Source organism: Mesorhizobium sp. M0701 (genome assembly GCF_040320365.1).
In the GTDB taxonomy this organism is placed as follows: domain Bacteria; phylum Pseudomonadota; class Alphaproteobacteria; order Rhizobiales; family Rhizobiaceae; genus Mesorhizobium.
In genome coordinates, this window is sequence record NZ_JAMYPO010000004.1 from 16,506 (window position 1) to 41,130 (window position 24,625).

The following is a 24,625-nucleotide window of genomic DNA, read 5'->3' on the forward strand; positions in this document are numbered from 1 at the left end:
AAGGTGATGCATCCGCTCTCTGGAATGTGACCGGGGCACCGGAAAGTGCCTGCTTGCTGTGTCGGGCTGCGTGTCTTAGGTGGCAGCACCACAGATGCCACTAACCGGCGGGAGCCTGCCTTGAAGCACCAGTTGAACGTCATCATCGGCAGCACGCGGCCGGGCCGCGCCGGGCCGGTTTTCGCAAATTGGCTGGAGAGCTTTGCGCGCGAGCACGGGAAATTCGAGCCGGTGCTCACCGACATCGCCGCCTTCAACTTGCCGGTGCTGGACGAGCCGCATCATCCGAGACTCGCCAAATACGAAAACAGCCACACGAAAGCGTGGTCGAAGGCAATCGACGCCGCCGACGCATTCGTCTTCGTAGCGCCGGAATACAATTATTTCGCAGCCCCCGCGATCGTCAACGCGGTCGACTACCTGCTCAGGGAATGGCGATACAAGCCGGCCGCCATCCTCAGCTACGGCGGTGTCTCCGGTGGCCTGCGAGCGGCGCAGGCGATCAAACCGCTGCTGACCTCCGTCGGCGTCATGCCGATTCCGGAAGGCGTGGCGCTGCCGATGTACCAGAAGCTGCTCGACGAGACCGGCGCCTTCTTCCCCAGCGAGCAGGTGCTCGGCGGGGCCAGGACCATGCTGGACGAGCTGTTCCGCTGGAGCGAAGCGCTGAAGCCGATGCGGGTCGGCTGACAACGCGAACGGCCCAGCTTGCCGATGCCGTAACTTGCTCATGCCATAAAGAGATGGAATGCTCCGGCAAATGACCGAGCCGGGGCGGTTCGATTTGCGTCTTCTGTTTGCCTTGCTGCTGATCCTCTCGACCGGTTCCGCTGCTGCGGCGGAGCGGCGCGTTGCGCTGGTCATCGCCGAGAACGACTATCGGCTGATCCGGCCGCTCGCCAATCCCGTCAATGACGGCGAGGTCATGGAAACGGTGCTGAGGAAGCTCGATTTCGAGGTCTTCCTCGAAACCAACCGCGACCTGCGGCGCATGCGCCGGGCGCTCGACGATTTCCGCGAGGATGCCAAAGGCGCCGACGTGGCGCTGGTGTTCTTCTCCGGCCACGGCGTCGAGATCGCCGGCGAGAACCGGCTCCTGCCGGTCGATGCAGACGCGTCGTCGCTCGCTACGCTGGAAAGGACCAGCCTGCCGCTGGAGGAGATCCGCGCGACCGTCGCCGCCACCAGCAAGGTCGGACTGATCGTGCTCGATGCCTGCCGCAGCGATCCGTTTGCGGCTACGGGCGGCGAAGGCCGCGGCGCAACGGCGCTGGTAAAAGAGGTCAGCGACAAGGTCCGGCCGGGTCTTGGCCGCATCGGGCGGGCAGAAAACATCCTGTTTGCCTTCTCGGCGGCGCCCGGCGAGACCGCCGCGGATGGGACGGACCAGAATTCGCCGTTTACCGCGGCGCTGACGAAATACCTCGGCACCGAAGGTCTCGAGATCCGCTCCGTGCTGACGCTCGTGCAGCAGGAGGTCTACGACCTCTCGCGCGGCAAGCAATTGCCCTATGTCGAGAGCGGCCTGCCGCAGCTGTTCTTTGCCGCCTCGGCCAAGGAGAAATTGCCGGAACGCGAACGCCTGTTGCTGGCCATGGCCGAGGTGACGCCCGCGATGCGCGGCGAAGTGGAGAAGATCGCCAGCGACGCCGACATGCCGCTGGCACCGCTCTATGGCGCGTTGATCAGTTCCGATGCCGGCCACCTCTCCGCGGACAGTCTGAACGCCAGGCTGCGTGAGGCAGCCGACGCCTTCGTCAAGGTGCGGAGCGAAATGCAGACGCTTGGCTCCGACGATCTGCGGGTGGCAGCGTTGCGCCGGCAGGCCGAAGAGCAGCTTTCGCTGGGAGCGTTCGATGCCGCGCGTAAAAAGCTCGCCGAGGCAGCCGAGATCGACAATGTCTCGCGCAACGCGCTGAAGGCCAATTTCGTCAGCCGCACGCTCTCCGAGGCCGCAACGCGCTATCTGTCCGGCGGGGCCGCGCGCGCCGACCTCGACTACGCCACAGCCATCAGGGACTATGAATCCGTGCTCGCGCTTTATGGCGAAGCCGGACAGGTTGTGCTGTCGCTCGACGACGCCGACCGCTTGATCCGCACGCTGGACGAGCTCGGCAAGCTCTATACCACGGTCGGCAATATCGATGCGGCTGGCCGTGCCTTCGAGGCGCTGCAAGCCGATCTCGAGCGGCGGTCGCATCATGAAACCGATCCCAACGTGAAGCGCGACTTCGCCGTCAGCCACGTCAAGCTGGGCAACATGCGGATGGCGCAAGGCAATCTGCCGTCAGCGCTGCAGAATTATGAGACCGCCAAGACCATTCTGCAGGGCCTGACCGAGGCAGAACCGGACGATCTGGAGTGGTTCGGCGACCTCGCCATGGCCGACGACAAGATCGGCAACGTATTGGCGACGCAAGGCGATCTGGCCGGCGCCGCAGAGGTCTACCAGGAAAGCCTGTCCATCAAGAAGCAGCTCGCCGCCGGAGAGCCCGACCGTGCCGAACTGCAGCGCGACCTGACCATCACCTACGATGAGATCGGTCACCTTGCCCATATCGCAGGCCAACTGGAAAACGCACAGGCGGCCTATGAAGAGAGCCTGAAGGTGCGGCTGGCGCTGGCGGCGGACAAACCGGGAGACGCCGACCGGCAGCGTGACGTCTCGGTCAGCCACGATACGATAGGCGACCTGCTGCGCGAACGCGGCGACGCCGCCGGGGCGCTGGCGGCCTACAAGGAAGGTCTGGCGATCGTCAAACAACTGGCGAAACGCGATCCGGACGACACCGAGTTGAAGCGCGACCTGTCGGTCGGCAACGCCAAGATCGGCAATGCGCTGAGCGACCAGCAGAATTGGCCGGCGGCACTTTCGGCTTATCGTGAGGCACTTTCCCAGGCCAGCGCGCTCGCCGCCGGCGACCCGAACAACACCGAATGGCAGCGCGACCTGTCCGTGTGCATCGAGAAAGTCGCCGGCGTCCTGGCGATACAGGGCGACCACAAAGGCGCGCTGAAAGCCTATCTGGACAGCTACGCGATTGCGCAGAGGCTGGCCAAGCTCGATCCCGCCAATTCCGACTGGCAGCGGGACTTATCGATAACGCTGTCCGAAGTCGCCACGCTGCGCCTCAGGCAGCGCGACGTCAGGGGCGCCCGGCAAGCCCTTCAGGACAGCCTGGCCATTCGCGAGAAACTTGCCCGGTCCGATCCGGACAACGCCACCTGGCAGCGCGACCTGGTGGTCGCCTATATCGACTACGCCCAAGTCGCAAAGGACCCGAAGGCTGTGCTTTCCAAGGCGCTCGACATGACGCTCGAGCTCGACCGGAGCGGGCGGTTGGCACCGCGCCACAAGTTCATGATCAAGTTTTTACGTGAGCGGCTGGCCAGGATCGAAGCCAGGCGCCGGTAGCCGGCTCACGCGATGGTCATTCCGTTCCGAAATGCCTGCAAACCTTGGAAAAACCGCCTTTTGCGCCTATATCTACGACATTAGAAATGCGCGATTCGAAGCCGATTTTTCGCGCTCTGCACACGGCATCAATCAGACAGGTTTTCATGAGCGACCAGACCGACATCGCCAACGGCGTTGAAGCCGAATACGGCGCCGATTCCATCAAGGTTTTGAAGGGCTTGGATGCCGTTCGCAAGCGGCCGGGCATGTATATCGGCGATACCGACGACGGCTCGGGCCTGCACCACATGGTCTATGAAGTCGTCGACAACGCCATCGACGAAGCACTGGCCGGCCATGCCGACCTGGTGACGGTGACGCTCAATCCGGACGGATCGGTGACGGTCATCGACAATGGCCGCGGCATCCCGACCGATATCCACACCGGCGAAGGCATTTCGGCGGCCGAAGTGATCATGACGCAGCTGCATGCCGGCGGCAAGTTCGACCAGAACTCCTACAAGGTGTCAGGCGGCCTGCACGGCGTCGGCGTGTCGGTCGTCAACGCCCTGTCGGCCTGGCTGAAACTGAAGATCCGCCGCAACGGCCAGATCTACGAGATGAGCTTCACGCATGGCAATGCCGACGCGCCGCTGCGCATCACCGGCAGTTATGAACAAGACAAGGTCCCCGGCACCTATGAAGGGCGCAGCGGCAGCGAAATCACGTTTTTGCCGTCGTCCGAGACTTTCACCATGGTCGAATTCGACTATGGTACGCTGGAGCATCGGCTGCGCGAGCTCGCCTTCCTGAACTCCGGCGTGCGCATCGTTTTGACCGATGCCCGCCATGCCGACATCGTGCGCCATGAACTGCACTACGATGGCGGGCTGGAAGAGTTCGTCCGATATCTCGACCGGACGAAGAAGCCGTTGCTCGACAAGCCGATTTCGATCCGCGCCGAGCGCGACGGCATCACGGTCGAAGTCGCCATGTGGTGGAACGACAGCTACCACGAGAACGTGCTGGCCTTCACCAACAACATCCCGCAACGCGACGGCGGCACGCATCTGGCAGGCTTCCGCGGCGCGCTGACGCGCCAGATAACCGGCTATGGCGACTCCTCGGGCCTGACCAAGAAGGAAAAAGTGGCGCTAATCGGCGATGATTGCCGCGAAGGGCTGACCGCGGTGCTGTCGGTCAAGGTTCCCGACCCGAAATTCTCCTCGCAGACCAAGGACAAGCTGGTGTCGTCCGAGGTCCGCCCGGTGGTCGAAGGGCTTGTCAACGAAGCGCTCGGCACCTGGCTCGAGGAGCACCCGACCGAGGGCAAGGCGGTCATCGAGAAGGTCATCCAGGCCGCTGCCGCGCGCGAAGCCGCGCGCAAGGCACGCGACATCACCCGCAAGAGTTCGCTCGGCGTTACCTCGCTGCCCGGCAAGCTGGCCGATTGCCAGGAGCGCGATCCGGCGAAATCCGAGATCTTTATCGTCGAGGGCGACAGCGCCGGCGGCTCGGCCAAGGGCGGCCGTTCGCGCCAGAACCAGGCCATTCTTCCGCTGCGCGGCAAGATCCTCAATGTCGAGCGCGCCCGCTTCGACCGCATGCTCGGCTCCGACATGATCGGCACGCTGATCACCGCGCTCGGCACCTCGATCGGCAAGGACGAGTTCAACGCCGACAAGCTGCGCTACCACAAGATCATCCTGATGACCGACGCCGATGTCGACGGCGCCCACATCCGCACCTTGCTGCTGACCTTCTTCTTCCGCCAGATGCCGGAACTGATCGAACGCGGTCATCTCTACATCGCGCAGCCGCCGCTCTACAAGGTGACGCGCGGGAAGAGCTCGCAATACATCAAGGACGAAGCCGCCTTCGAGGAATTCCTGATCGGCTCCGGGCTGGAAGAAGCGTCGCTTGCGCTCAGCACAGGCGAGGTGCGGGCCGGGCAGGACCTGCGCAGTGCCATCGACGACGCCTTGGCTGTCCGCCAGCTCATCAACGGATTGCACACGCGCTATAACAGAGGCGTGGTCGAGCAGGCAGCGATTGCCGGCGCGCTCAACCCGGAGATATTCACCGACCTCCGCCGCGCCAACGAGACGGCCGAGCGTGTTGCCCGTCGTCTCGACATTATCGCCGAGGACACCGAGCGCGGCTGGATCGGCCGCATGTCGACCTCGAACGAGGGCATTGGCGGCTATGTCTTCGAGCGAACGGTGCGCAGCGTCAAGGAGTTCGCGCATCTCGACCTGGCGCTGATCAATTCCGCCGACGCACGCCAGCTCGACCGCTATGCGCCGCGCCTGGCGGAAATCTACGGCGAGCCGCCGGTGCTGCGCCGCAAGGATGTCTCGGAAACCATTTCGGGGCCGCTGGCACTGCTCAATGCCGTGTTTGCCACCGGCCGCAAGGGCCTGACCATGCAGCGCTACAAGGGCCTTGGCGAAATGAACGCCGAGCAGCTCTGGGAAACGACGCTCGACCCGAATGTGCGCTCGCTGTTACAGGTCAAGGTCAATGACGCGACTGATGCGGACAGCTTGTTTTCACGGCTGATGGGCGACGAGGTCGAGCCAAGGCGCGAATTCATCCAGGAAAACGCGCTGTCGGTTGCCAATCTGGACATCTGAGCCGCCATCCAGATACCCAGCCAGCAGGCATGAAGTGTATTGGTGCGCCTTGGCGCACCAATACGACTGCTGCAACGCAACAAAGATCACCAGGACCGCCGGAACGGAAAGGCTTTCAAGGCATTGTAGTTGATCACAATCGCCGCAGGAGGCATCCATGGGACGTGGCATTTTGCTCTGGCTTCTCGGAGTCCCAATTCCGATCATTATTCTGATCATGCTGTTCGCACGGTAGGGAGGCTTCGATGCAGTCCACCGTAACAGCTGTCGACGTTTCCGCCCCGACGGAATCCGCTTCCACTGCTGTCAGTTGGGGGCCAATCGTCGCCGGCGCCTTTGCTGCGTCAACGCTTACCTTCATCTTGATGCTGCTCGGCTCCGGGCTTGGGCTGAGCATGGTGTCGCCATGGTCCGGCTCGGGTGCGTCAGTCACGACTTTCGCCGTTTCCACCGCCGTCTGGCTGATCGTCGTGCAGTGGCTGTCGTCGGCCCTGGGCGGCTACCTCGCCGGACGCCTGCGCACCAAATGGGTCGGCATCCACACCGATGAAGTCTTCTTCCGCGATACCGCTCACGGCTTCCTGGCCTGGGCGCTGGCGACGCTGCTCGTCGCCGGCGTGCTCGGCACGGCGCTTTCGGCCGCGATAGGTACCGGTGTCCAGGCTGCTTCGACTGTGGCATCGGGCGCGGCAATTGGCGCTTCGGCAGGTGCTGCTGCAAACGCGGGTAGCGCCTCGACAGACAACGCCACATCGTATTTCGTCGATACGCTGTTCCGCCCGGCCGATCCGGCAAGGCTCGCTGCCGCCAATCCGGAGAGCGACGCTGCGGCAACGGCGCAGGCATCGCGCATTCTAATCGCGAGTGCCGCAGCAGGCGAAATATCGGCCGACGACAAGACCTATCTGTCGCGGCTGGTGGCCGCCCGCACAGGCCTGTCCGAAGCGGATGCCACCGCTCGCGTCGATGCGGTAATCGCCAGAGCGCAGGACGCCAAGGTCAAGGCCCAGCAGGCGGCCGACACCGCCAGAAAGGCAGGCGCCACCTTCTCGCTGATTGGCGCGCTGTCGCTGGTCGTCGGGGCCTTCATTGCCAGCGCGGCTGCAGCACTTGGCGGCAGGCAGCGCGACGACGAGGAAGCGATTTTCCTGACCAATCGTTGATCGGTGACTAAGCGAACTCGGTCCGCTTCGGGAAGATTGCGTCCGAAGGGGACCTTGCTTTGAACTGCCGCCGCGGCATTGTCGTGCGCTGCTCGCCGCCTACAGCTCAGCTTCCAGTTTGCGGCCGAGATCGACCGCATCGCGCAGCACGGCAAGGTGCGAGCGCGGTTGTACGCCGGCCGGCGCGTTGACCTCGACGCCGCTCGCCGTCAGCGACCAGTAGAGCCTGTGCGTGAAGACGCGGCCGCCCGAGCCGCGCAGCTCGACCTGGATGTTTTCCACGCCGGGACCAAAATTTTCCGTCATCCGCCCTGAAATCGGGTCGCCGGTCAGCCAGCCATTGCCCCTGTCGAAAATATTGGTCCAGCGCGTCGCGGCAAACACCGCGCCATGATGCACCGCCCGCTGCGGCTTGCCGGAATGGCTGCGCCCTTCCTGGTAGAGCATGGTCCCGCCCGCCGCCCTGTCGGCGATCGGCGGGCATGCCGAAAACAGGCGCTCGGCGATGCCGCGCCTGAATTCGGCGAGGTTGTAGGTCACCAGAAACTCGCTGTGGGTCAGCGGACTGCCGAGCGTGACGAAATCGCTGATCTTCCACGGCAGCGGATGATCGGCGTCGCCGACGCGAAGCTGCCGGTAGAGCTCCCATTGGCTGCGCCGGAATGCGGGGAGGTCATCGAGGCTGTCGGGCCAAGCGGAGGCATCGGCGGCCAGCGTCGCCTTGTCGACGACGTGGATCGCCTTCAGCCTCGCTTTGTCGCGAATGGCTTCCAACTTTCTAGGCCTGAAATCGGCCCACAATATCTGCAACAGATCATAGGCGATGATCGACCCGAGGCTGTGCGAGACCAGCACGATGCGGTCATAGGCATCGTCCATCATGAGACGCTTCAGCAGCTTGAGGCCACGCTCGCGGACCAGCGCCCGCTTCTCGACCGTTGCCGCTTCGGCCCGCACATAGGCGGCAACGTCGCCGAAATAAGGCAAGCCAAACTGGTCCACCGACCAGATGACGAACGACGCCAGAACCGTGACAAGCACACCGGTCGTCCAGGAGATGTAGCCTTGCCAGGTCGACGTTGCGAGCGCCAGCGCCGCGCCAAGGACGACGATGGTGGCCAAAAGCGTGACGACATAGAGTTTGAGCACATCGCGCGGAATATCGGCCGGCTTGCGCCAGAGCAGGGTCGTCACCCAGGCAGCAAGGCGGCTTCGGGTCGTGCCCTGGGTGATGTCGGCCCAGTAAAGCTCATAGAAATCGGTGCGGCGGCCATCGACATCATAGGGCGTGGTGATCCGGCGGAGTTCGTGCGAATTGGTCCGGCTGTCGGGCGTGATCCAGCTCTGGTTGATCTTCGCACCCATCGGGTCGGGCGGATCGGGGACATGGGCATAGAACGGTGCACGGGCAGGATCGTGGCTCCATACGGCCTGGACAAACTCCCTTAACGTATCCATGGGCCGCTGCTCGCCCATGCCGTGCACGACCACTACCGCCTGGCTGCGCTTGCGTGGCGCCTTCTCTGCTGCGGTCAGATCGGCGGCCGGCGATGCAGCAGAACCAGGGTCGGGCACCAGCACCTCCACGATGACGCCGTTAGCAAGACGACGGGTCGGCATCGTAGCTTCAGAACCGGTAACAGCCAAGAAAAAGCCCGGCGCGGAGCCGGGCTGTATTCGACGATCGGCAGTGAGTTGGCAGCGACGCCGTTTCAGTGATCCATCGCTTTGACGATCTCCTCGGTCATCTTCTTGGCGTCGCCGAGCAGCATCATGGTGCCGTCCTTGTAGAACAGCGTGTTGTCGATGCCGGCATAGCCGGAGCCGAGCGAGCGCTTGACGAACAAGCAAGTGCGCGCCTTGTCGACGTCGAGGATTGGCATGCCGTAGATAGGTGAGGACTTGTCGTCACGAGCCGAGGGATTGGTGACGTCATTGGCCCCGATGACATAGGCGACGTCGGCCTGCGCGAACTCAGAGTTGATGTCCTCCAGCTCGAACACTTCGTCATAAGGCACATTGGCTTCGGCCAAGAGCACGTTCATGTGGCCGGGCATGCGGCCGGCAACCGGGTGGATGGCGTATTTGACGTCGACGCCGTTGGCCTTGAGCTTGTCGGCCATCTCGCGCAGCGCGTGCTGCGCCTGGGCGACGGCCATGCCGTAGCCCGGCACGATGATGACCTTTTGCGCATTCATCATCAGATAGGCGGCATCCTCGGCCGAGCCCTGCTTGACCGTGCGCTCGATGCCGTCATTGGCAATGGCTGATGTCTCGCCGCCGAAGCCGCCGAGGATGACCGAGATGAAGCTCCGGTTCATGCCTTTGCACATGATGTAAGACAGGATGGCGCCCGACGAGCCGACCAGCGCGCCGGTGATGATCAGCGCCAGATTGCCGAGCGTGAAGCCCAGAGCGGCCGCGGCCCAGCCCGAATAGGAATTCAGCATCGACACGACCACCGGCATATCGGCGCCACCAATCGGGATGATGAGAAGCACACCCAGCACCAGCGAGGCGGCAACGATCAGCCAGAACACCACCTTGGACTCGGCGGTGACGAGCAGCACGATCAGCACGATCAGCGCAATGCCCAGGGCCGCGTTGATGAAGTGGCGGCCACCGATCATGATCGGCTTGCCCGACATGCGGCCGTCGAGCTTCAAAAAGGCGATGACCGAGCCGGTGAAGGTGATGGCACCTATGGCAACGCCGAGGCTCATCTCGATCAGTGCCTGGGCATGAATATCGGCGACGGTGCCGATGCCGAAGCTTTCCGGTGCATAGATGGCGGCGGCCGCCACCATGACCGCGGCAAGACCGACCAGCGAGTGGAAGGCGGCGACCAGCTGCGGCATCGAGGTCATGGCAATGCGCCGTGCCGTGACCGCACCGGCCGAGCCGCCTATCAGCAGCCCGAGCACTATGAGGCCGAAGCGCCCGGCCGAAGGGGTCGCCAGCGACAGCGTCGTGGCGATGGCGATGCCCATGCCGATCATGCCGTACATGTTGCCCTGGCGACTGGTGGTCGGATGCGACAGGCCGCGCAATGCCAGGATGAACAGGATGCCGGAGACCAGATAGAGAAAGGAGGCGAAGTTGGCGTTCATAGCGGCCTACTTTTCCTTCTTCTTGTACATGGCCAGCATGCGCTGGGTGACGAGGAAGCCGCCGAAGATGTTGACCGATACCAGCATCAGCGCAACGAAGCCGAAGCCGGTGGCAAGCCCTGAGGCCGAGATGCCGACGGCCAGCAGCGCGCCGACGACGATGACCGAGGAAATGGCGTTGGTAACCGCCATCAGCGGCGTGTGCAGTGCCGGCGTGACGGACCACACGACGTAGTAGCCGACGAAGATCGCCAGGACAAAGATGGCGAAGCGAAAGACGAAGGGATCGATGGCACCGCCGGACAGCGCGTGAGCGGCGTCACCCGCCGCCTCGGTGCCGGGCGCGGCCGCCAGGTTCTGCACCGCGAGCCGCACGGCAGCTGTCGCCTGGTCGAGCTGGTCGAGGGCTTTCTGCAGAGTCTGATCCATCACGCGATCCCTCCGGTGGTCTTGGGCTTCCTCGAAGCGGCCGTTTTCTTCGCAGCCGGCTTCGCCGAAGCCTCGGCAACCATCGTCCTGGCCGGAATGGCCGGTGGCTCGACATATTGGCCCTTTGGCGGCTCCTGCTCAGCCTTTGCGAAAGCCGGATGCACGATCTTGCCAGCATCGGTCAGCATCGTCGCCTTGACCAGTTCGTCGTCGTGGTTGATGGCAAGCGTCTTCGCCGCCTTGTCGACCAGCGTCTCGAGGAAGGCATAGAGGTTCCTGGCATAGAGAAGCGAGGCCGAGGCGGCGACGCGACCGGGAACGTTGAGATGGCCGACGATCTTTACCCCGTTGGCCGTGGTCACCACCTTGCCGGCTTCGGCGCCCTCGACATTGCCGCCGCGCTCGACCGCGAGGTCGACGATCACAGAGCCGCGTTTCATCGAGGCGACCATTGCTGCCGAGACCAGCTTCGGCGCCGGACGGCCGGGGATCAGCGCGGTGGTGATGACGATGTCCTGCTTGGCGATGTGCTCGGCGGTCAGCGCCGCCTGCTTGGCCTGGTATTCCTTCGACATTTCCTTGGCGTAGCCGCCGGCCGTCTCGGCCGCCTTGAACTCCTCGTCCTCGACGGCCAGGAATTTTGCGCCGAGCGAGGCGACCTGCTCCTTGGCGGCCGGGCGCACGTCGGTGGCGGTGACCACGGCGCCGAGGCGGCGCGCGGTGGCGATGGCCTGCAGACCGGCGACGCCGACGCCCATGACGAACGCCTTCGCTGCCGGTACGGTGCCGGCCGCCGTCATCATCATCGGTAACGCTCGGTCATATTCGGCAGCCGCGTCGATCACCGCCTGATAGCCGGCGAGGTTGGCCTGGCTGGATAGAACGTCCATCGACTGGGCGCGGGTGATGCGCGGCATGAACTCCATGGAGAAGGCAGTAACACCGGCCTTGGCAAGGGCAGCGACGGCAGCGTCGTTGCCGTAGGGATCCATGATCGCGATGACAGCGGCGCCGGACTTGTAGCCCTTCAGCTCGGCGTCCATGGGCCGGCGCACCTTCAGCACGACATCGGCCCTGGCTGCATCGCCGGCCTTGCCGATCGCGGCGCCCACCCGGGCGAACTCCTCGTCGGGAATGCGCGACGCAGTGCCGGCGCCGGTTTCGACAATCACGTCGAAACCCAGTGCCGCCAGCCGCTTCACCGTGTCGGGGGAGGCCCCGACGCGCGGCTCGTTTGCGTCGAGCTCACGAGGGATGAAAACCGTCTGTCCCACCGCATGATCCTTTCGGCCGGAACCCTGTTACCGCAAGACACCGACCGACCCCGGCGGCGCCTTCGACAAAGGTTGGAGGAGTTATCGGAGAAAAAAGGCGCCGATGGCCAGGATCAGCACGAACAGGATAGTCCCCGAGAAGAAGCCGCCCACAAAGAAGCCGAACGCCATGGCAAGAAGCACGGCGGCGCAAAATAGCGACCCATATTTGGCCAGCATCACAAAGCCGGCATAGGTGCGGTCGTGCTCGGCATAGTCCATCTTCGCGCCTAGTTCGACAGGACCGGTCGGCGTGTGTTCAGCCATTGGAATACCCCTTCGAAGACATCTTTCAGGCACATAGCGAAAAGCCGCGTTAAGGGCAATGGCGCTATTGCCGCATCGCCGCAGCCAACAATCTCAAGCAAAACTTGAAATCGCTGCGCGAAGCGCGGCGATACCAATCACAATGGATGGCAGGTCCGCTATTGCCGATGTCGTTAGCCGGCGAGATGCGGGAACAGACCGAGCAGGCCGACAACGATCAGATAAAGGGCGACGATATAATTGAGCAGCCGCGGCATCACCAGGATCAGCACGCCTGCAATCAGCGAGATAAGCGGGGTAAGGGCGAGCGTGGAAATGGTCATATCGGTTCCTTTGATCGGATCGCTATCGAAGCGATGCTTGGCGGATGCCGGCCGTGCCGACCTACTACCAGCACCCTTGCCCAGAACGCCGAAGCGACCGGAAGGCTCCATGGGCTCGTTCAGGCGGCTTCGCGAAAATACTTGGCGGTGGGCAGGATGGTCAGCGGGGCGAGTTCGCCGGCACCGGGCGTATCGAACAACATGCGCTGCTCCATTGGCGTCGAACGGAAGAACGGAAAGCGAGCGTAGGTTTCATTCTTGATCGCCAGGACATCGGCTTGATAAAGCAGCGCGAAACAGTTGATCACGCCGGCATAGGGCCGCGCATCGCCAATCGGTCGCGCCCGATAGATGCGCTTGTAGAAAGCCGCATGGTCCTCGCGGATCATGGATATGCAATAAGGCGCGCCGAAATGGAAGCAAGCCATGCCCGCAAGGCGCAGCGTCACATACGGGATCTGCGGGTAAAGCCGTGACCATTCGGCGTCCACGGCAAAACGGCTCGGGTCGATAAAGACTTCGCCGGCCGCCAGACGCGGCATCAACAAGTCCTTGTAGACGCTGAGCGCTGGTGATGTGGCGTTATCAGCAGACACGTTATGCAGGCGCATTGTGCTGACCAGCCGCCCCTCGATGTAGATTCCGAACGTATGGCAATTGGGCAGTTCGTCAAACTCGTCATGGACCTGACGGGACGCATTCTCGGGCACCAGATCGTTCATCCGATAGGAATTGTAGCGCAGCCTGTAAATGCTTTCGAAGTCCTCGCCGCTTTCACAGCGTCGGTACTCCGTCCGGTCAAGCAGCGCATAAACATGTTGCGCGAAGCTGGACATGGTCTCGGACGCATCTTTCCCACCAGCGCCCGCCGCATGGCCGAGCGAACTCAACTGGGCACACATGAACTCTATTCCCCGCGATTACCGCCACCAGCCGACACTACGGACGGGTCATGAGATGTAAAGATGAAAATAAGTAGGATCTCGTTTACCGCTCGTTAAGGTTAATAATTAATAAAATTATACTAAAATACGCGGTTTTTCAGCGCGAAGTCAGCGCCGCGGCGCCTTCCTTGCCGTCTGGATGTCCTTGGCGAAGGGCCAGACGGTGCTCGACATCGTCTCGATGCCGGACGCGCTGAGTGCCGACCCGAACAGAAAGCCCTGGACCAGGTCCGGCTTGACCTGCAATGCCAGGATCTTGAGCTGTTCGAAGGTCTCGACACCTTCGACGGTAACCGAAAGTCCCAGCGGCCGTGACAGGTTGACGATGCCCTTGAGCAATTCGAGCGACCGGCTGTTCTGAGTGACATCCATCAGGAACGAGCGGTCGATCTTGATTTTGTCGAGCGGCAGTTTGTGGAGATAGCTGAGGCTCGAATACCCGGTACCGAAATCGTCGAGCGCAATGCGCACGCCGAGCCGCTTCAACTCCTCGATATATTGGCGTGTCAGCGACTTGTCGTCGAGCAGCGCCGTCTCGGTGACTTCGATCTCCAGACGTCCGGCGGAGAGACCGGATTCAGCCAGCGCGTCGCGAACCTTCTGGATGACATCACGGTTGCGGAAATCCTTGGCCGAGAGATTGACCGACACGCTGGTCTGGGCCGGCCATTTGGCGCATTCCGTGCAGGCCGCATGCAGGACGAAGGTGCTGATGTCGGAAATAATCCCCATTTCCTCCGCCAGCGGAATAAAGATACCGGGGGAAATCGGCCCGAGATCGGGATGATCCCAGCGGCACAGCGCTTCGCAACTGGCGATACGCATCGTGCTCATCGCCACGATCGGCTGATAGACCACCCGCAATTCGTTGTTTTCCACGGCGCTGCGCAGGTCCGCCTTCATCAGCTGACGGCTGCGGAAGGCAGCATCCATGGAGGCCTCGAACAGCCGCCAACCGTTCTTGCCAAGCTCCTTGGCCTTGTAGAGTGCAAGGTCGGCTTTGACGATCATGGCGTCAACGTCGGTATCCTTGACCCGCGACAGCACCGCGCCGCCGCTGGCCTGGATGCGTAATCCGTGGCCGGCGACATCGACCTCGCCCTGTAGATTGACAAAGATCTCATCAACCTGGCCGGTCAAGTGGCTTTCATCCTCGATGCGCTCGAAGAAGATCATGAACTCGTCGCCGCCGAAGCGGCTGACGGTGATGCCTGGCCCAGCGACTGCCGCCAGCCGCTCGGCAACGGCGTAGATCAATCCGTCGCCGACCGGATGGCCGAGCGTGTCGTTGACGCTCTTGAAATCGTCGAGATCGAGCACCACCAGCCCGCAGAGACGCTCGGGATCCCCTGAGGCCATGGCTTCCACCACCAACTCGTGGAAGTAGGCGCGGTTGGGCAGGCCGGTGAGACTGTCGTAGCGCGCCATGAAGCGGATCTTGTCTTCCGCCTCGACCCGGGCGGTCACATCCTCGAAAGTGACGACGCCCAGTTCCTGGCTGCCTTCGCGCGCCGAAAATTCATAGTGCTGGCCGTTGGTGAGCGAGACCAGGACCTTGCGGTCGCGGCCCTCGCGCAACGCACGCGTCAGCTGGGCTTCGATGTAACGGCAATCTTTCGGCGCCAGCATGCCGCCTGCAGCGCCGCGCATCAGCAGACCATGGATCGAGCGGCCTAGCAGCGCATCGGCCGATTTGAGCGACATCAGGTGCGCGGCTTCGGCATTGGCCACCGCCACCCGGCCGTCGGGACCAAGCATGACAAGGCCATGCGACATGGTGTTGAGCGCGCGGTTGAAACGCTGCGCGATGCGGTTCGCCTTCTTTTCCTCCGACAGGGCGGTAAACAGGACTTCGCGGACGATGTCGGCGAACCGCTTGATCGCAAACAGAAAAGGGGCCGACATCAGACCGAGGATGATGTGGTAGATATCGCCGCGCAGGATAAAGCCAAGCGATATGGGCCATGTAGTGGTTATGATAAAAATCATGACCATGCGCGGCGACCCATAATTGCGGCCGGCAATCGACGTGACCGATGCCAGAGTGACGCAGACAGAGGCTATTTCGGCATAGTTGTCGTGGCTGTCATTTGCCAGATAGATACTGACGAAACAGAACGCGCCAAGCATGAAACCATGCATCGAACCAAAAATTATGTAATCGTTTTCGCGATCATGGGCTTCTTCCCACGTCGTCGGGGAAGGAAGTCGCCCGTATTTTCGGATGTTGCGAAGGCGCAGGGTACCGACAATGATGAGCCCAGCGGCAACTAGAAGATACGCCAAGTCCATGGTCTTCCAATAGACCAGAATGACGAGGAGTGTCTGCGCAACAAGGCCGATCGACAGCGTGAACCCGTCGCGAAACAGCGTTTCCACGAACGGAATGTAAACGTCGACCGGAATCTCGTTTTTTCGTCTCAGATTCACGCCTGGATCCCAACCCTGGGGAACCCAGCAGTGTCACATTGGCCTTAAGAAAGGTTTAGAGCAGCGGTTCGGGCTCTATTGGCATTCATCGGTGACGCAGCGGAAGCAGGGAAACTACAGTTCAGGTAAACAAGGCGTATCACAGCGCTGAATTATTCGGCGGCTTGAAGTTGCGGCCGCAGCGGCGCCGTTGAGAGGCGGTCGAGCAGTCGCTGGCGTTCGCCGGCGGCTTTTTCGGCACTGGCCTGCTTGACGTAGCCAAAGCCGCGGATGAGCGCCGGTACCGAAACAAGCGCGGCAGCAACCTCGATCTTGCCCGGCGCCAGCGCGCCGGCGACAAGTTCCAGGTCGGCTTCATAGAGGGCAAGAAGCTGCCGCTCCATACGCCTCTCGGCGCTGTAGCCGAACAGGTCGAAAGCGGTGCCGCGCAGGCCCTTCATCGCCGCCAGCAGGCGGAACCCGTTCATCATCCACGGGCCAAAGCTCGATTTCTTCGGCTTCCCGTCACTGCCGCGCCTGCCCATGATCGGCGGTGCGAGATGGAATTCAAGCTTGCCGTAGCTCTGGAACTGCTTTGCGAGCTCTGCGGCAAAGGAGCCGTCCGTATAAAGCCGCGCCACCTCGTATTCGTCCTTGATCGCCATCAGCTTGAACAGGTTCTTTGCGGCAGCCTCGGTCACCACGGTCGACCCGGGCACAGCATTGGTTTCGGCCTTGCGCAGCGCCGCCAGTCTGTCGGCATAGCGCTTGCCATAGGCGGCGTTCTGGTAGGCGGTCAGGAAGGCGACGCGGCGAGCAATGATATCGTCCAGCGTCTCGGCAATGGCGGCATGCTGCGTGGCCTTGCCCGGCTGGGCGAGAAGGCTGCGGACGAAATCCGGCTGGTGGGCGGCGCGGCGGCCCCAGCGAAATGCCGCGACATTCATCGCTACCGCCTCGCCGTTGAGCTCGATCGCCTTCTCGACCGCCTCCGCCGACAGCGGCAAGCCGCCATGCTGGAAGGCGAATCCGAGCATGAACATGTTGGCACCAAGCGAGCTGCCGAACAGCGCAGTGGCGGTGCGGGTAGCGTCGAAGAAATGCGTCCTGTCGTCGCCCGCGGCCGTTCTTATCGCTTTCTTCAGCCGCTCGACGGGCAGCGAGAAATCGGCCGAACGGGCGAACTCGCCCGGCATGATCTCGGCAGTGTTGGCGAGGAAGATGGTATGGCCTTCGCGCACCGCGGCCAACACCTTCTTGGCACCCGAAACGACGAGATCGCAGCCGAGCACGAGATCGGCCTTGCCGGCCGATACCCGAATGGCGTGGATGTCGTCCGGCGTGCGGGCGATGCGGACATGGGTGAACACCGAGCCGCCCTTCTGGGCGAGGCCGGCCATGTCGATCATGCCGCAGCCCTTGCCTTCCAGGTGCGCGGCCATGCCGAGCACCGCGCCTATTGTGACGACGCCGGTGCCGCCGACACCGTCGATGATCGCCGCCCAGCCTTGTTCACCGAGCGTAAATTGCGCCGGCGCCGGCACCCCCGCGAGCGGGTCGGCCGCGCCGGCTATGCCTTCGGCTTTCCTGATTTTGGCGCCATGAACGGTGACGAAGGAGGGGCAGAAGCCGTTGGCGCAAGAGAAGTCCTTGTTGCAACTCGACTGGTCGATCTTGCGCTTGCGGCCGAATTCGGTCTCGACCGGCTGGATCGAGACGCAATTCGACTGCACGCCGCAATCGCCGCAGCCTTCGCAGACCAGTTCGTTGATGAAGATACGCTTGTCCGGATCGGGGAACGTGCCGCGCTTGCGGCGGCGACGCTTCTCGGCGGCGCAGGTCTGGTCGTAGAGCAGCACCGAGACGCCTTTGACCGAACGCAACTCGCGCTGGACGAGATCGAGGTCGTCGCGGTGATGGATGGTGGCGCCGGCGGGAAATTCCACCTTGCCGGTATATTTGTCCGGCTCGTCAGTGACGATGGCGATGCGCTCCACGCCCTCGGCGCGCACCTGTCTTGCGATCATGTCCACCGTCAGGCCGCCCTCGTGCGGCTGCCCGCCGGTCATCGCGACGGCGTCATTGTAGAGGATCTTGTAGGTGATGTTGGCGTCGGTCGACAGCGCGAAGCGGATCGCCAGCACACCCGAGTGGTTGTAAGTGCCATCGCCCAGATTCTGGAAGATGTGCTCGCGCTTCGAGAACGGCGCCTGGCCGACCCACTGCGCGCCCTCGCCGCCCATGGCGGTGAAGCCGACGGTGTTGCGGTCCATCCACAGCGCCATGAAATGACAGCCGATTCCGGCGGCGGCGAGCGAGCCGTCCGGCACCTTGGTCGAGGAATTGTGTGGGCAGCCGGAGCAGAAGAAGGGCGTGCGCGAGGCGATGTCTGACGTGTCGGCCAGCATCGCCTGGAACTGGCGCAACTTCGCCACCCGCGCGGCGATTTCTTCCGACGGGCCGATCGTTCGCAAAATCCTCTCGCCGAGCGCGATGGCAATATCGTTGGGGTCGAGCGCGCCCTTGGCCGGGAACAGCCAGTCGCCGCGCTCGTCCTTCTTGCCGACGATGACCGGCTGCGTCGCGGTGCCGTAAAGGTTCTCGCGCAGTTGCACCTCGATCAGCGAGCGTTTCTCCTCGACGACGACGATGGTATCGAGGCCGCGAGCAAAGTCAGCGATGTGTTGCAGGTCGAGCGGCCACGGGCAACCGACCTTGAACAGCCTGATACCGATACGACTGGCGGCCGCTTCGTCGACGCCGATATCCTCCAGCGCCTGGCGAACATCGAGATAACTCTTGCCGATGGTGACGATGCCAAGCCTGGCGCTGGTGCCGCCCGAATAGACGATCCGATTCAGCCCATTGGCGTGGATGAACGCTGAAGCGGCGGCGCGCTTGTATTCATGCAACCGCTCCTCCTGGCCGAGCATGTCGATCTCGTTACGGATGTTGAGGCCGCCGGGCGGCATGTCGAAGTCCGGGATGACGATATCTAGCCGGTCGAGCGCGGCACCGACAGAGGCTGTCGATTCGATGTTGTCCTTGACGCATTTGATCGCCGCCCAGGTGCCGGCAAAACGCGACATGGCAAAGCCGTAGAGGCCGTAGTCGATGATCTCCTGGACGCCGGCCGGATTAAGGATCGGCACCATGGTGTCGACGAACAGGAACTCGGTGGCATGCGCGTTGGTCGAGGATTCGGCCATGTGGTCGTCACCCATCAGAGCCAGCACGCCGCCATGTTTTGACGACCCGGCGAGATTGGCGTGGCGGAACACGTCGCCGGAGCGGTCGACGCCCGGACCCTTGCCATACCAGACCGAAAAAACGCCGTCATGGGTACCCTCGCCCAGCAATTCGGCCTGCTGCGAGCCCCAGCAGGCGGTGGCGGCAAGCTCCTCGTTGAGACCGGGCTGGAAGACGATGTCCGACTGCGCGAGCTGGTTCCTGGCCTTCCACAGCTGCATGTCGAGGCCGCCGAGCGGCGAGCCGCGATAGCCGGAGACGAAACCGGCGGTGTTCAGGCCAGCCCGGCGGTCGCGCTCGCGCTGCATCAGAAGCATGCGGATGACTGCCTGGGCACCCGACAGGAAGATCCGCTCCTTTGCCAGGTCGAACTTGTCGTCGAGCGCGACATTGTGCAGCGTCATCAGGCATTTCCTGTGCGGAGGCCGCGCCTGGAGGTGCGCGGCCAACGTCGGAGTCGAGTGCCCACAGTCTTTCTTCCCTTGCCGGGGAGGTCAAACAAAATCGAAGGTGCCAGGCGGTCCGCAACAAACGATCCGTGCGCGGCCGTGTGGCGCCACGAAACGCCTGTCGGGGAGGATGGCCGAGCATGAAAAATTCCGGCGGCGCTCAGTGCCGCTGGTGATGCATCATGCAGCCTTTGGGCAACTGGGCTTCGGTTCACCGGGCAGCTTGCCGTCGACATGGCCGGCCAAGTCCTTGTTGAGCTCGTAGACTGGCCCGACCACCAGAGGCCGGTCGGGCAGGACCGACTGGTCGAGCGAGGACGTCAGAGTGGTCGCGAAACTCTGCAGCAACTTGCCGCTGGAATCCTCGATGCGGATCGACACCGCATAGGGCTTGTCCTTGACAACGCAGGTAAGCGGCGGGCTGGTAAGCGTCACATGCGGCAGCTTCGGCCATATTTTCTGGGTGACGATGATCGGATCACCACCGGCCGGGTTCTGGAAGGAGACCACAGCGACCTGCCCCTCACCCACCGGCCGCAGCGGATTGAGGGTGATGACATAGGTGGCGATACCCAGCCGGTAGTTGAACTCGAACAGCTTCCCGGAAATGGCGAACAGCTGGTCCTTGCCGGAATCACGGCAGGCGCCGAGCGCGGCCGCCGCGAACAACGCCGCGACGACAATCATCGCGCGCGAACATTTCTTAGACATTGGTGACCTCCCTGGCCGCGGTCCGGCGGCGATAGTATCGGTTTGCCTTCTGGCGGTTGCCGCACACCGCCATGTCGCACCAGAGGCGGCTGGAATTGCGGCTTCGGTCGACAAACAGCCAGCTGCAGTTCGGACATATCCTCAGCCTGGCGATGGTGTCACTGCGCAGCAGCGACAGCGCCGAGACCGCAAGCGCCGCCTCGAAGGCGATAGGCGTTGCCGGGTCGCCGAACGGTTTCTCGGGCATGCCGATTTCGGTGTGGCCATGGGCGAGGCCATCGGCGCAGGCTTCCAGGAATTCAGGCATGTCGGCGGTGTCGATCGCACCGTTCGATACCGCGCCGCGAAACAGCCGATCGGTCGTCTCGCGAATCGACAGCACCAGCGGTGCGATCTTTTCAGGCGCCGGCGCTACGAGCCGCCTGCCGCCGAGCTCGGCGGCGCGAAAGCCACTCGCGGCTTCGGCAAAGCGGGCGATCTCGGCCGGATCGTCGAAACGGTCGAAAGTTTCCTCCGGATCGTTCCGCAAAACGACGGTGTTCGCCGTGTCGAGCGCCAGCATGCCACCGGTGAAGCGGTGCGGAGTCCAGGATACTGTCATATGGAGAATCTAACCGATAAATCGCGTTTGACAAGTTAGATTCCGGGTGCAACGCTCGTCAGTGAGGCGATCGCCGTACTGAGAATGTCGTTCGTCCCAAACCCCCGCACCGATTGCGGGGCATGCATCGAGGGTCTTGCATGCTCTATTTCTTCCAGCAGGTTCTGAACGGGCTGCATTCGGGCGCGCTCTACGCATTGCTTGCCTTCGGCTACGTGCTGACCAACGGCATCCTGCACCGCACCAATCTTGCCTATGGCGCGCTGTTCGCCTTTTGCGGGCATACGATGATCCTCACTGCGGCGTTCGGCTATCAGGCGCTGTGGTTGACGCTGTTTGCATCGGTCGCGCTCGGCGTAGCTGCGGCATTCCTTTATGCGGCGCTGCTCAGCCATGTCCTGTCGCGAAGTATCTTCGAACCGCTGGCCGACCGCTCGCCCAACGCCATCGTGGTGACGACGCTCGGCATATTGCTGGTCTTGTCGGAAGCCAGCCGCATCGCCGCCGATACCCATGACCTATGGTTGCCGCCAATGCTGGCCCAGACCATCGTCTTCGCGCAGAATGCCAGCTTCAAGGCGACGTTGACGCTGATCCAATTGCTCGATTGCGCCGCCGTACTGGCGGCCATAGCGCTGGCTGCCTGGGGCTTCGCATATTCGAACTTCGGCCGGAGCTGGCGCGCCGTATCCGACGATCCCAAGGCGGCTGCGATGTGCGGCGTCGATGTTCGTGCGGTGTTTCGGCACGCGGTGCTTTTCGGCGGCCTTTGCGCGGCACTGGCCGGCGTGCTCGCCGCCTTCTACTACGGTAACATCAGCTTCGGCACAGGGTTGGTCTACGGGTTGAAGATCCTGTTCGTGACCGCAGTGGGCGGCTATCTCTCGCCTTTCCGGGCGGCACTGGGTGCCGCCGCTTTCGGCATGGCCGAATCGCTATGGGCCGGCTATTTCCCGCTCGAATGGCGGGACGGCTGGATGTACCTGTTCCTCGTCGCCATGCTTGTGCTGATCGGCGCCGGCCGCGACCAACAGAAGATCGCCTGAGCCGCACCCGACTTTGCTTGGATGAAAGCGCCGCATGTCCTTGGACATGCAAAGGACGCGGCAGCATTTTGCCGCCCGTCATCTCACAACTGTGTTTATGCGGGGTGTCCCGTGTTGACCCGCCGGACCACGCACTGCATACCGTTGGTCCACAGCGACGCGACGGACAGGGAACCGCCGCGCTCTGACACAAGGGAGGAATGCATGGCAGGGCTTCTCGCTCTTTCCAGAACCATTGACCGTTTGAACGAATTCATCGGCAAATGGGTTTCGTGGCTGATCCTGCTGGCGATCCTGGTAAGCGCCGCAAACGCCGTCATCCGCAAGGTGTTCGACATGTCCTCGAACGCCTGGCTGGAATTGCAATGGTATCTGTTCGGCGCCGCCTTCATGCTGGCCGCCGCCTACACGCTGAAGCAGAACGACCATATCCGCATCGATATCGTCTACGGCATGTTCTCGCGCCGCGTGCAGCACTGGATCGACCTTTTCGGTCACGTCTTCTTCCTGATGCCGTTCGTGACGTTGATGGTGGTCTATTTCGTTCCCTATGTGTCGCTGTCGTATCGCAGCGGCGAGATGTCGAACAATTCCGGCGGGCTGATCATCTGGCCGGCGAAGGCGATCCTGCTGGTCGGCTTTTTTCTGCTCGCACTGCAGGGCATTTCCGAAATCATCAAGAAAATCGCCATCATGCGCGGTCAGATGGACGATCCCACTCCGTTCATATCGGCGCATGAGCAGGCCGAACTCGAAGCCAAGGCGCTCGCCGAAGAGGTGCGCTCGTGATCGAGTTCATCGCCCAGAACATGGCGCCGATCATGTTCGCCTCGCTGGTCGTCTTCCTGCTGATCGGCTACCCCGTCGCCTTCTCGCTCGCCGCCAACGGCCTGATGTTCTTCTTCATCGGCGTGCTTCTGTCGCCCTATTCGGGCGGCTCGATCAATCTCGCCTGGCCGTTGCTGCACGCGTTGCCGGATAATTTCTATGGCAGCCGGGTGATGTCGAACGATACGCTGCTGGCGATCCCGTTCTTCACCTTCATGGGCATCGTGCTCGAACGATCCGGCATGGCCGAAGACCTGCTCGACACGATCGGCCAGTTGTTCGGACCGGTCCGTGGTGGCCTCGCCTATGCCGTGATTTTCGTCGGCGCGCTGCTCGCCGCGACGACCGGCGTGGTGGCGGCCTCCGTCATTGCCATGGGTCTGATTTCGCTGCCGATCATGCTGCGCTACGGCTACGACCGGCGACTGGCATCCGGCGTTATTGCCGCGTCCGGGACGCTCGCCCAGATCATCCCGCCGTCACTGGTGCTGATCGTCCTGGCCGACCAGCTCGGCCGCTCGGTCGGCGATATGTACAAGGGGGCGCTGATCCCCGGGCTCATTTTGACCGGCATCTACATGCTCTACATCCTGCTCATGTCGATCTTTCGGCCGAAGTCGATGCCGGCACTGCCGCTTGAGGCCCGCACGCTCGGCCACGGTGTGCTGTCGCTGCTGGCGGCGCTGCTGGCGGCGGTGGTTGTTTCCTATGCGGCGTATCGCTACCTCGCACCGAACCATGGCGGCAACGCCGATATCCTCGGCGCCACTACTGGCGTCATCTTCATCTATGTCGTGGCGATCGTCGACCAGCGCCTGAAGATCAACCTGATGTCCAGACTGGCACAGCAGGTGATCATCGTGCTGATCCCGCCGCTGGCGCTGATCTTCCTGGTGCTGGGCACCATCTTCCTTGGCATCGCCACGCCGACGGAAGGCGGCGCCATGGGCGCCGTCGGCGCGCTTGCAATGGCGGCGGTGAAGGGGCGGCTGTCGCTCGACGTGGTCAAGCAGGCGCTGGCCTCGACGACCAGGCTGTCGTCCTTCGTTCTGTTCATCCTGATCGGCGCGCGGGTGTTCTCGCTGACCTTCTACGGCGTCAATGGCCACATCTGGGTCGAGCACCTGTTGACGTCGCTGCCGGGCGGTGAAGTCGGTTTCCTGATTGGCGTCAACATCCTCGTCTTCGTGCTCGCCTTCTTCCTCGACTTTTTCGAGCTTGCCTTCATCATCGTGCCGCTTTTGGCGCCAGCGGCTGACAAACTCGGCATCGACCTGATCTGGTTTGGCGTGCTTTTGGGCGTCAACATGCAGACCTCCTTCATGCATCCGCCCTTCGGTTTCGCGCTGTTTTATCTGCGCTCGGTCGCCGCGCGCGTGCCCTATCTCGACCGACTCACCGGCAAGCAGATCGCGCCCGTCACCACAGGGCAGATCTATTGGGGCGCAGTGCCCTTCGTCTGCATCCAGGTGATCATGATCGGCCTGACCATCGCCTTCCCGCAGATGGTGATGCACTACAAAGGCACTGTCGTCGATCCTGGCACCATCAACTACCAGGTGCCGGAAACGCCTGGCATCGGCTTGTCGCCGCTTGGCACGCCGCCGGCCAACGGCGGCACTGCCCCGGCCTCACCTTCCACACCGGATTTGTCGCAGCCGCCGAGCTTCGACGAAAAGCCGCCCGCGAAACCGGCGGCGCCGGCAATCGATCTGTCGCAACCACCGAGTTTCAACTGAGGAGGGCCCGG

18 protein-coding genes are annotated in these 24,625 nt (G+C 62.8%); 7 read left to right on the forward strand and 11 right to left on the reverse strand.

The window, feature by feature from the left end:
* The first annotated feature begins 120 nt into the window (after positions 1-120).
* From NKI24_RS05470 to NKI24_RS05485, 4 genes are all read left to right on the forward strand, one after another.
* Positions 121-690, forward strand: a complete 570-nt coding sequence (locus NKI24_RS05470) for an NADPH-dependent FMN reductase (protein WP_352453679.1) — start codon at positions 121-123, stop codon at positions 688-690.
* Between the two features lie 58 nt (positions 691-748).
* Complete coding sequence (locus tag NKI24_RS05475; RefSeq protein ID WP_352453678.1) at positions 749-3,415, forward strand: caspase family protein; 2,667 nt, start codon at positions 749-751, stop codon at positions 3,413-3,415.
* Between the two features lie 146 nt (positions 3,416-3,561).
* Complete coding sequence (gyrB, locus tag NKI24_RS05480; RefSeq protein ID WP_352453677.1) at positions 3,562-6,033, forward strand: DNA topoisomerase (ATP-hydrolyzing) subunit B; 2,472 nt, start codon at positions 3,562-3,564, stop codon at positions 6,031-6,033.
* A gap of 245 nt (positions 6,034-6,278) precedes the next feature.
* On the forward strand, positions 6,279-7,196 hold the full coding sequence (locus tag NKI24_RS05485) for a hypothetical protein (protein ID WP_352743817.1): 918 nt from the start codon (positions 6,279-6,281) through the stop codon (positions 7,194-7,196).
* A gap of 99 nt (positions 7,197-7,295) precedes the next feature.
* On the opposite strand, the gene NKI24_RS05490 is transcribed toward NKI24_RS05485, so the two are convergent.
* The 11 genes from NKI24_RS05490 to NKI24_RS05540 all read right to left on the reverse strand — a co-directional run bounded on the left by NKI24_RS05490 (position 7,296) and on the right by NKI24_RS05540 (position 21,001).
* Positions 7,296-8,816, reverse strand: coding sequence for a hypothetical protein (locus NKI24_RS05490; protein ID WP_352743819.1), 1,521 nt, complete (start codon positions 8,814-8,816; stop codon positions 7,296-7,298).
* A gap of 92 nt (positions 8,817-8,908) precedes the next feature.
* Positions 8,909-10,306 (reverse strand): NAD(P)(+) transhydrogenase (Re/Si-specific) subunit beta, encoded by a 1,398-nt coding sequence (locus NKI24_RS05495; RefSeq protein ID WP_352452205.1) that lies wholly within the window; start codon positions 10,304-10,306, stop codon positions 8,909-8,911.
* A 6-nt stretch (positions 10,307-10,312) separates the two neighbouring features.
* The gene (locus tag NKI24_RS05500; RefSeq protein WP_036238371.1) at positions 10,313-10,735 is read right to left on the reverse strand and encodes an NAD(P) transhydrogenase subunit alpha part 2; all 423 of its coding nucleotides are present in this window, start codon (positions 10,733-10,735) and stop codon (positions 10,313-10,315) included.
* Positions 10,735-12,009 carry a Re/Si-specific NAD(P)(+) transhydrogenase subunit alpha gene (locus NKI24_RS05505; RefSeq protein WP_352743822.1) on the reverse strand — a complete coding sequence of 425 codons (1,275 nt, stop codon included), beginning with the start codon at positions 12,007-12,009 and terminating at the stop codon, positions 10,735-10,737. Before NKI24_RS05505 ends, NKI24_RS05500 begins: the two co-directional genes overlap by 1 nt.
* 81 nt (positions 12,010-12,090) lie before the next feature.
* A complete protein-coding gene (locus NKI24_RS05510; protein WP_352743824.1) occupies positions 12,091-12,315 on the reverse strand; it encodes an aa3-type cytochrome c oxidase subunit IV in 225 nt (74 codons plus the stop codon).
* A 173-nt stretch (positions 12,316-12,488) separates the two neighbouring features.
* On the reverse strand, positions 12,489-12,638 hold the full coding sequence (locus NKI24_RS05515) for a DUF3096 domain-containing protein (protein ID WP_013528205.1): 150 nt from the start codon (positions 12,636-12,638) through the stop codon (positions 12,489-12,491).
* 119 nt (positions 12,639-12,757) lie between these two features.
* Complete coding sequence (locus tag NKI24_RS05520; RefSeq protein WP_023676258.1) at positions 12,758-13,540, reverse strand: N-acyl amino acid synthase FeeM domain-containing protein; 783 nt, start codon at positions 13,538-13,540, stop codon at positions 12,758-12,760.
* A gap of 150 nt (positions 13,541-13,690) precedes the next feature.
* Positions 13,691-16,012 carry a putative bifunctional diguanylate cyclase/phosphodiesterase gene (locus tag NKI24_RS05525; protein WP_352452207.1) on the reverse strand — a complete coding sequence of 774 codons (2,322 nt, stop codon included), beginning with the start codon at positions 16,010-16,012 and terminating at the stop codon, positions 13,691-13,693.
* Positions 16,013-16,164: 152 nt separating this feature from the next.
* Positions 16,165-19,644 (reverse strand): indolepyruvate ferredoxin oxidoreductase family protein, encoded by a 3,480-nt coding sequence (locus tag NKI24_RS05530; protein WP_352452208.1) that lies wholly within the window; start codon positions 19,642-19,644, stop codon positions 16,165-16,167.
* A 225-nt stretch (positions 19,645-19,869) separates the two neighbouring features.
* The gene (locus NKI24_RS05535) at positions 19,870-20,400 is read right to left on the reverse strand and encodes a hypothetical protein (protein WP_352743827.1); all 531 of its coding nucleotides are present in this window, start codon (positions 20,398-20,400) and stop codon (positions 19,870-19,872) included.
* Entirely contained in the window at positions 20,393-21,001 is a 609-nt protein-coding gene (locus NKI24_RS05540) for a CGNR zinc finger domain-containing protein (RefSeq protein WP_352743829.1), read from the reverse strand. The genes NKI24_RS05535 and NKI24_RS05540 overlap by 8 nt, the downstream gene beginning before the upstream one ends.
* A 140-nt stretch (positions 21,002-21,141) precedes the next feature.
* On the opposite strand from NKI24_RS05540, the gene NKI24_RS05545 reads away from it, so the two are divergent.
* The 3 genes from NKI24_RS05545 (at position 21,142) to NKI24_RS05555 (ending at position 24,614) form a co-directional block, all read left to right on the forward strand.
* Positions 21,142-22,047 (forward strand): branched-chain amino acid ABC transporter permease, encoded by a 906-nt coding sequence (locus NKI24_RS05545; protein ID WP_352743831.1) that lies wholly within the window; start codon positions 21,142-21,144, stop codon positions 22,045-22,047.
* A 204-nt stretch (positions 22,048-22,251) separates the two neighbouring features.
* Positions 22,252-22,836 (forward strand): TRAP transporter small permease subunit, encoded by a 585-nt coding sequence (locus tag NKI24_RS05550; RefSeq protein ID WP_352452211.1) that lies wholly within the window; start codon positions 22,252-22,254, stop codon positions 22,834-22,836.
* Positions 22,836-24,614, forward strand: coding sequence for a TRAP transporter large permease (locus NKI24_RS05555; protein ID WP_352743993.1), 1,779 nt, complete (start codon positions 22,836-22,838; stop codon positions 24,612-24,614). Before NKI24_RS05550 ends, NKI24_RS05555 begins: the two co-directional genes overlap by 1 nt.
* Positions 24,615-24,625 lie beyond the last annotated feature (11 nt).

Coding starts and splice junctions, on each gene's coding strand:
- NKI24_RS05475 (WP_352453678.1), top strand. CDS start 749: ATGCTCCGGCAAATGACCGAGCCGGGGCGGTTCGATTTGCGTCTTCTG.
- gyrB (WP_352453677.1), top strand. CDS start 3,562: ATGAGCGACCAGACCGACATCGCCAACGGCGTTGAAGCCGAATACGGC.
- NKI24_RS05485 (WP_352743817.1), top strand. CDS start 6,279: ATGCAGTCCACCGTAACAGCTGTCGACGTTTCCGCCCCGACGGAATCC.
- NKI24_RS05490 (WP_352743819.1), bottom strand. CDS start 8,816: ATGCCGACCCGTCGTCTTGCTAACGGCGTCATCGTGGAGGTGCTGGTG.
- NKI24_RS05495 (WP_352452205.1), bottom strand. CDS start 10,306: ATGAACGCCAACTTCGCCTCCTTTCTCTATCTGGTCTCCGGCATCCTG.
- NKI24_RS05500 (WP_036238371.1), bottom strand. CDS start 10,735: ATGGATCAGACTCTGCAGAAAGCCCTCGACCAGCTCGACCAGGCGACA.
- NKI24_RS05510 (WP_352743824.1), bottom strand. CDS start 12,315: ATGGCTGAACACACGCCGACCGGTCCTGTCGAACTAGGCGCGAAGATG.
- NKI24_RS05515 (WP_013528205.1), bottom strand. CDS start 12,638: ATGACCATTTCCACGCTCGCCCTTACCCCGCTTATCTCGCTGATTGCA.
- NKI24_RS05520 (WP_023676258.1), bottom strand. CDS start 13,540: ATGTGTGCCCAGTTGAGTTCGCTCGGCCATGCGGCGGGCGCTGGTGGG.
- NKI24_RS05530 (WP_352452208.1), bottom strand. CDS start 19,644: ATGACGCTGCACAATGTCGCGCTCGACGACAAGTTCGACCTGGCAAAG.
- NKI24_RS05535 (WP_352743827.1), bottom strand. CDS start 20,400: ATGTCTAAGAAATGTTCGCGCGCGATGATTGTCGTCGCGGCGTTGTTC.
- NKI24_RS05540 (WP_352743829.1), bottom strand. CDS start 21,001: ATGACAGTATCCTGGACTCCGCACCGCTTCACCGGTGGCATGCTGGCG.
- NKI24_RS05545 (WP_352743831.1), top strand. CDS start 21,142: ATGCTCTATTTCTTCCAGCAGGTTCTGAACGGGCTGCATTCGGGCGCG.
- NKI24_RS05550 (WP_352452211.1), top strand. CDS start 22,252: ATGGCAGGGCTTCTCGCTCTTTCCAGAACCATTGACCGTTTGAACGAA.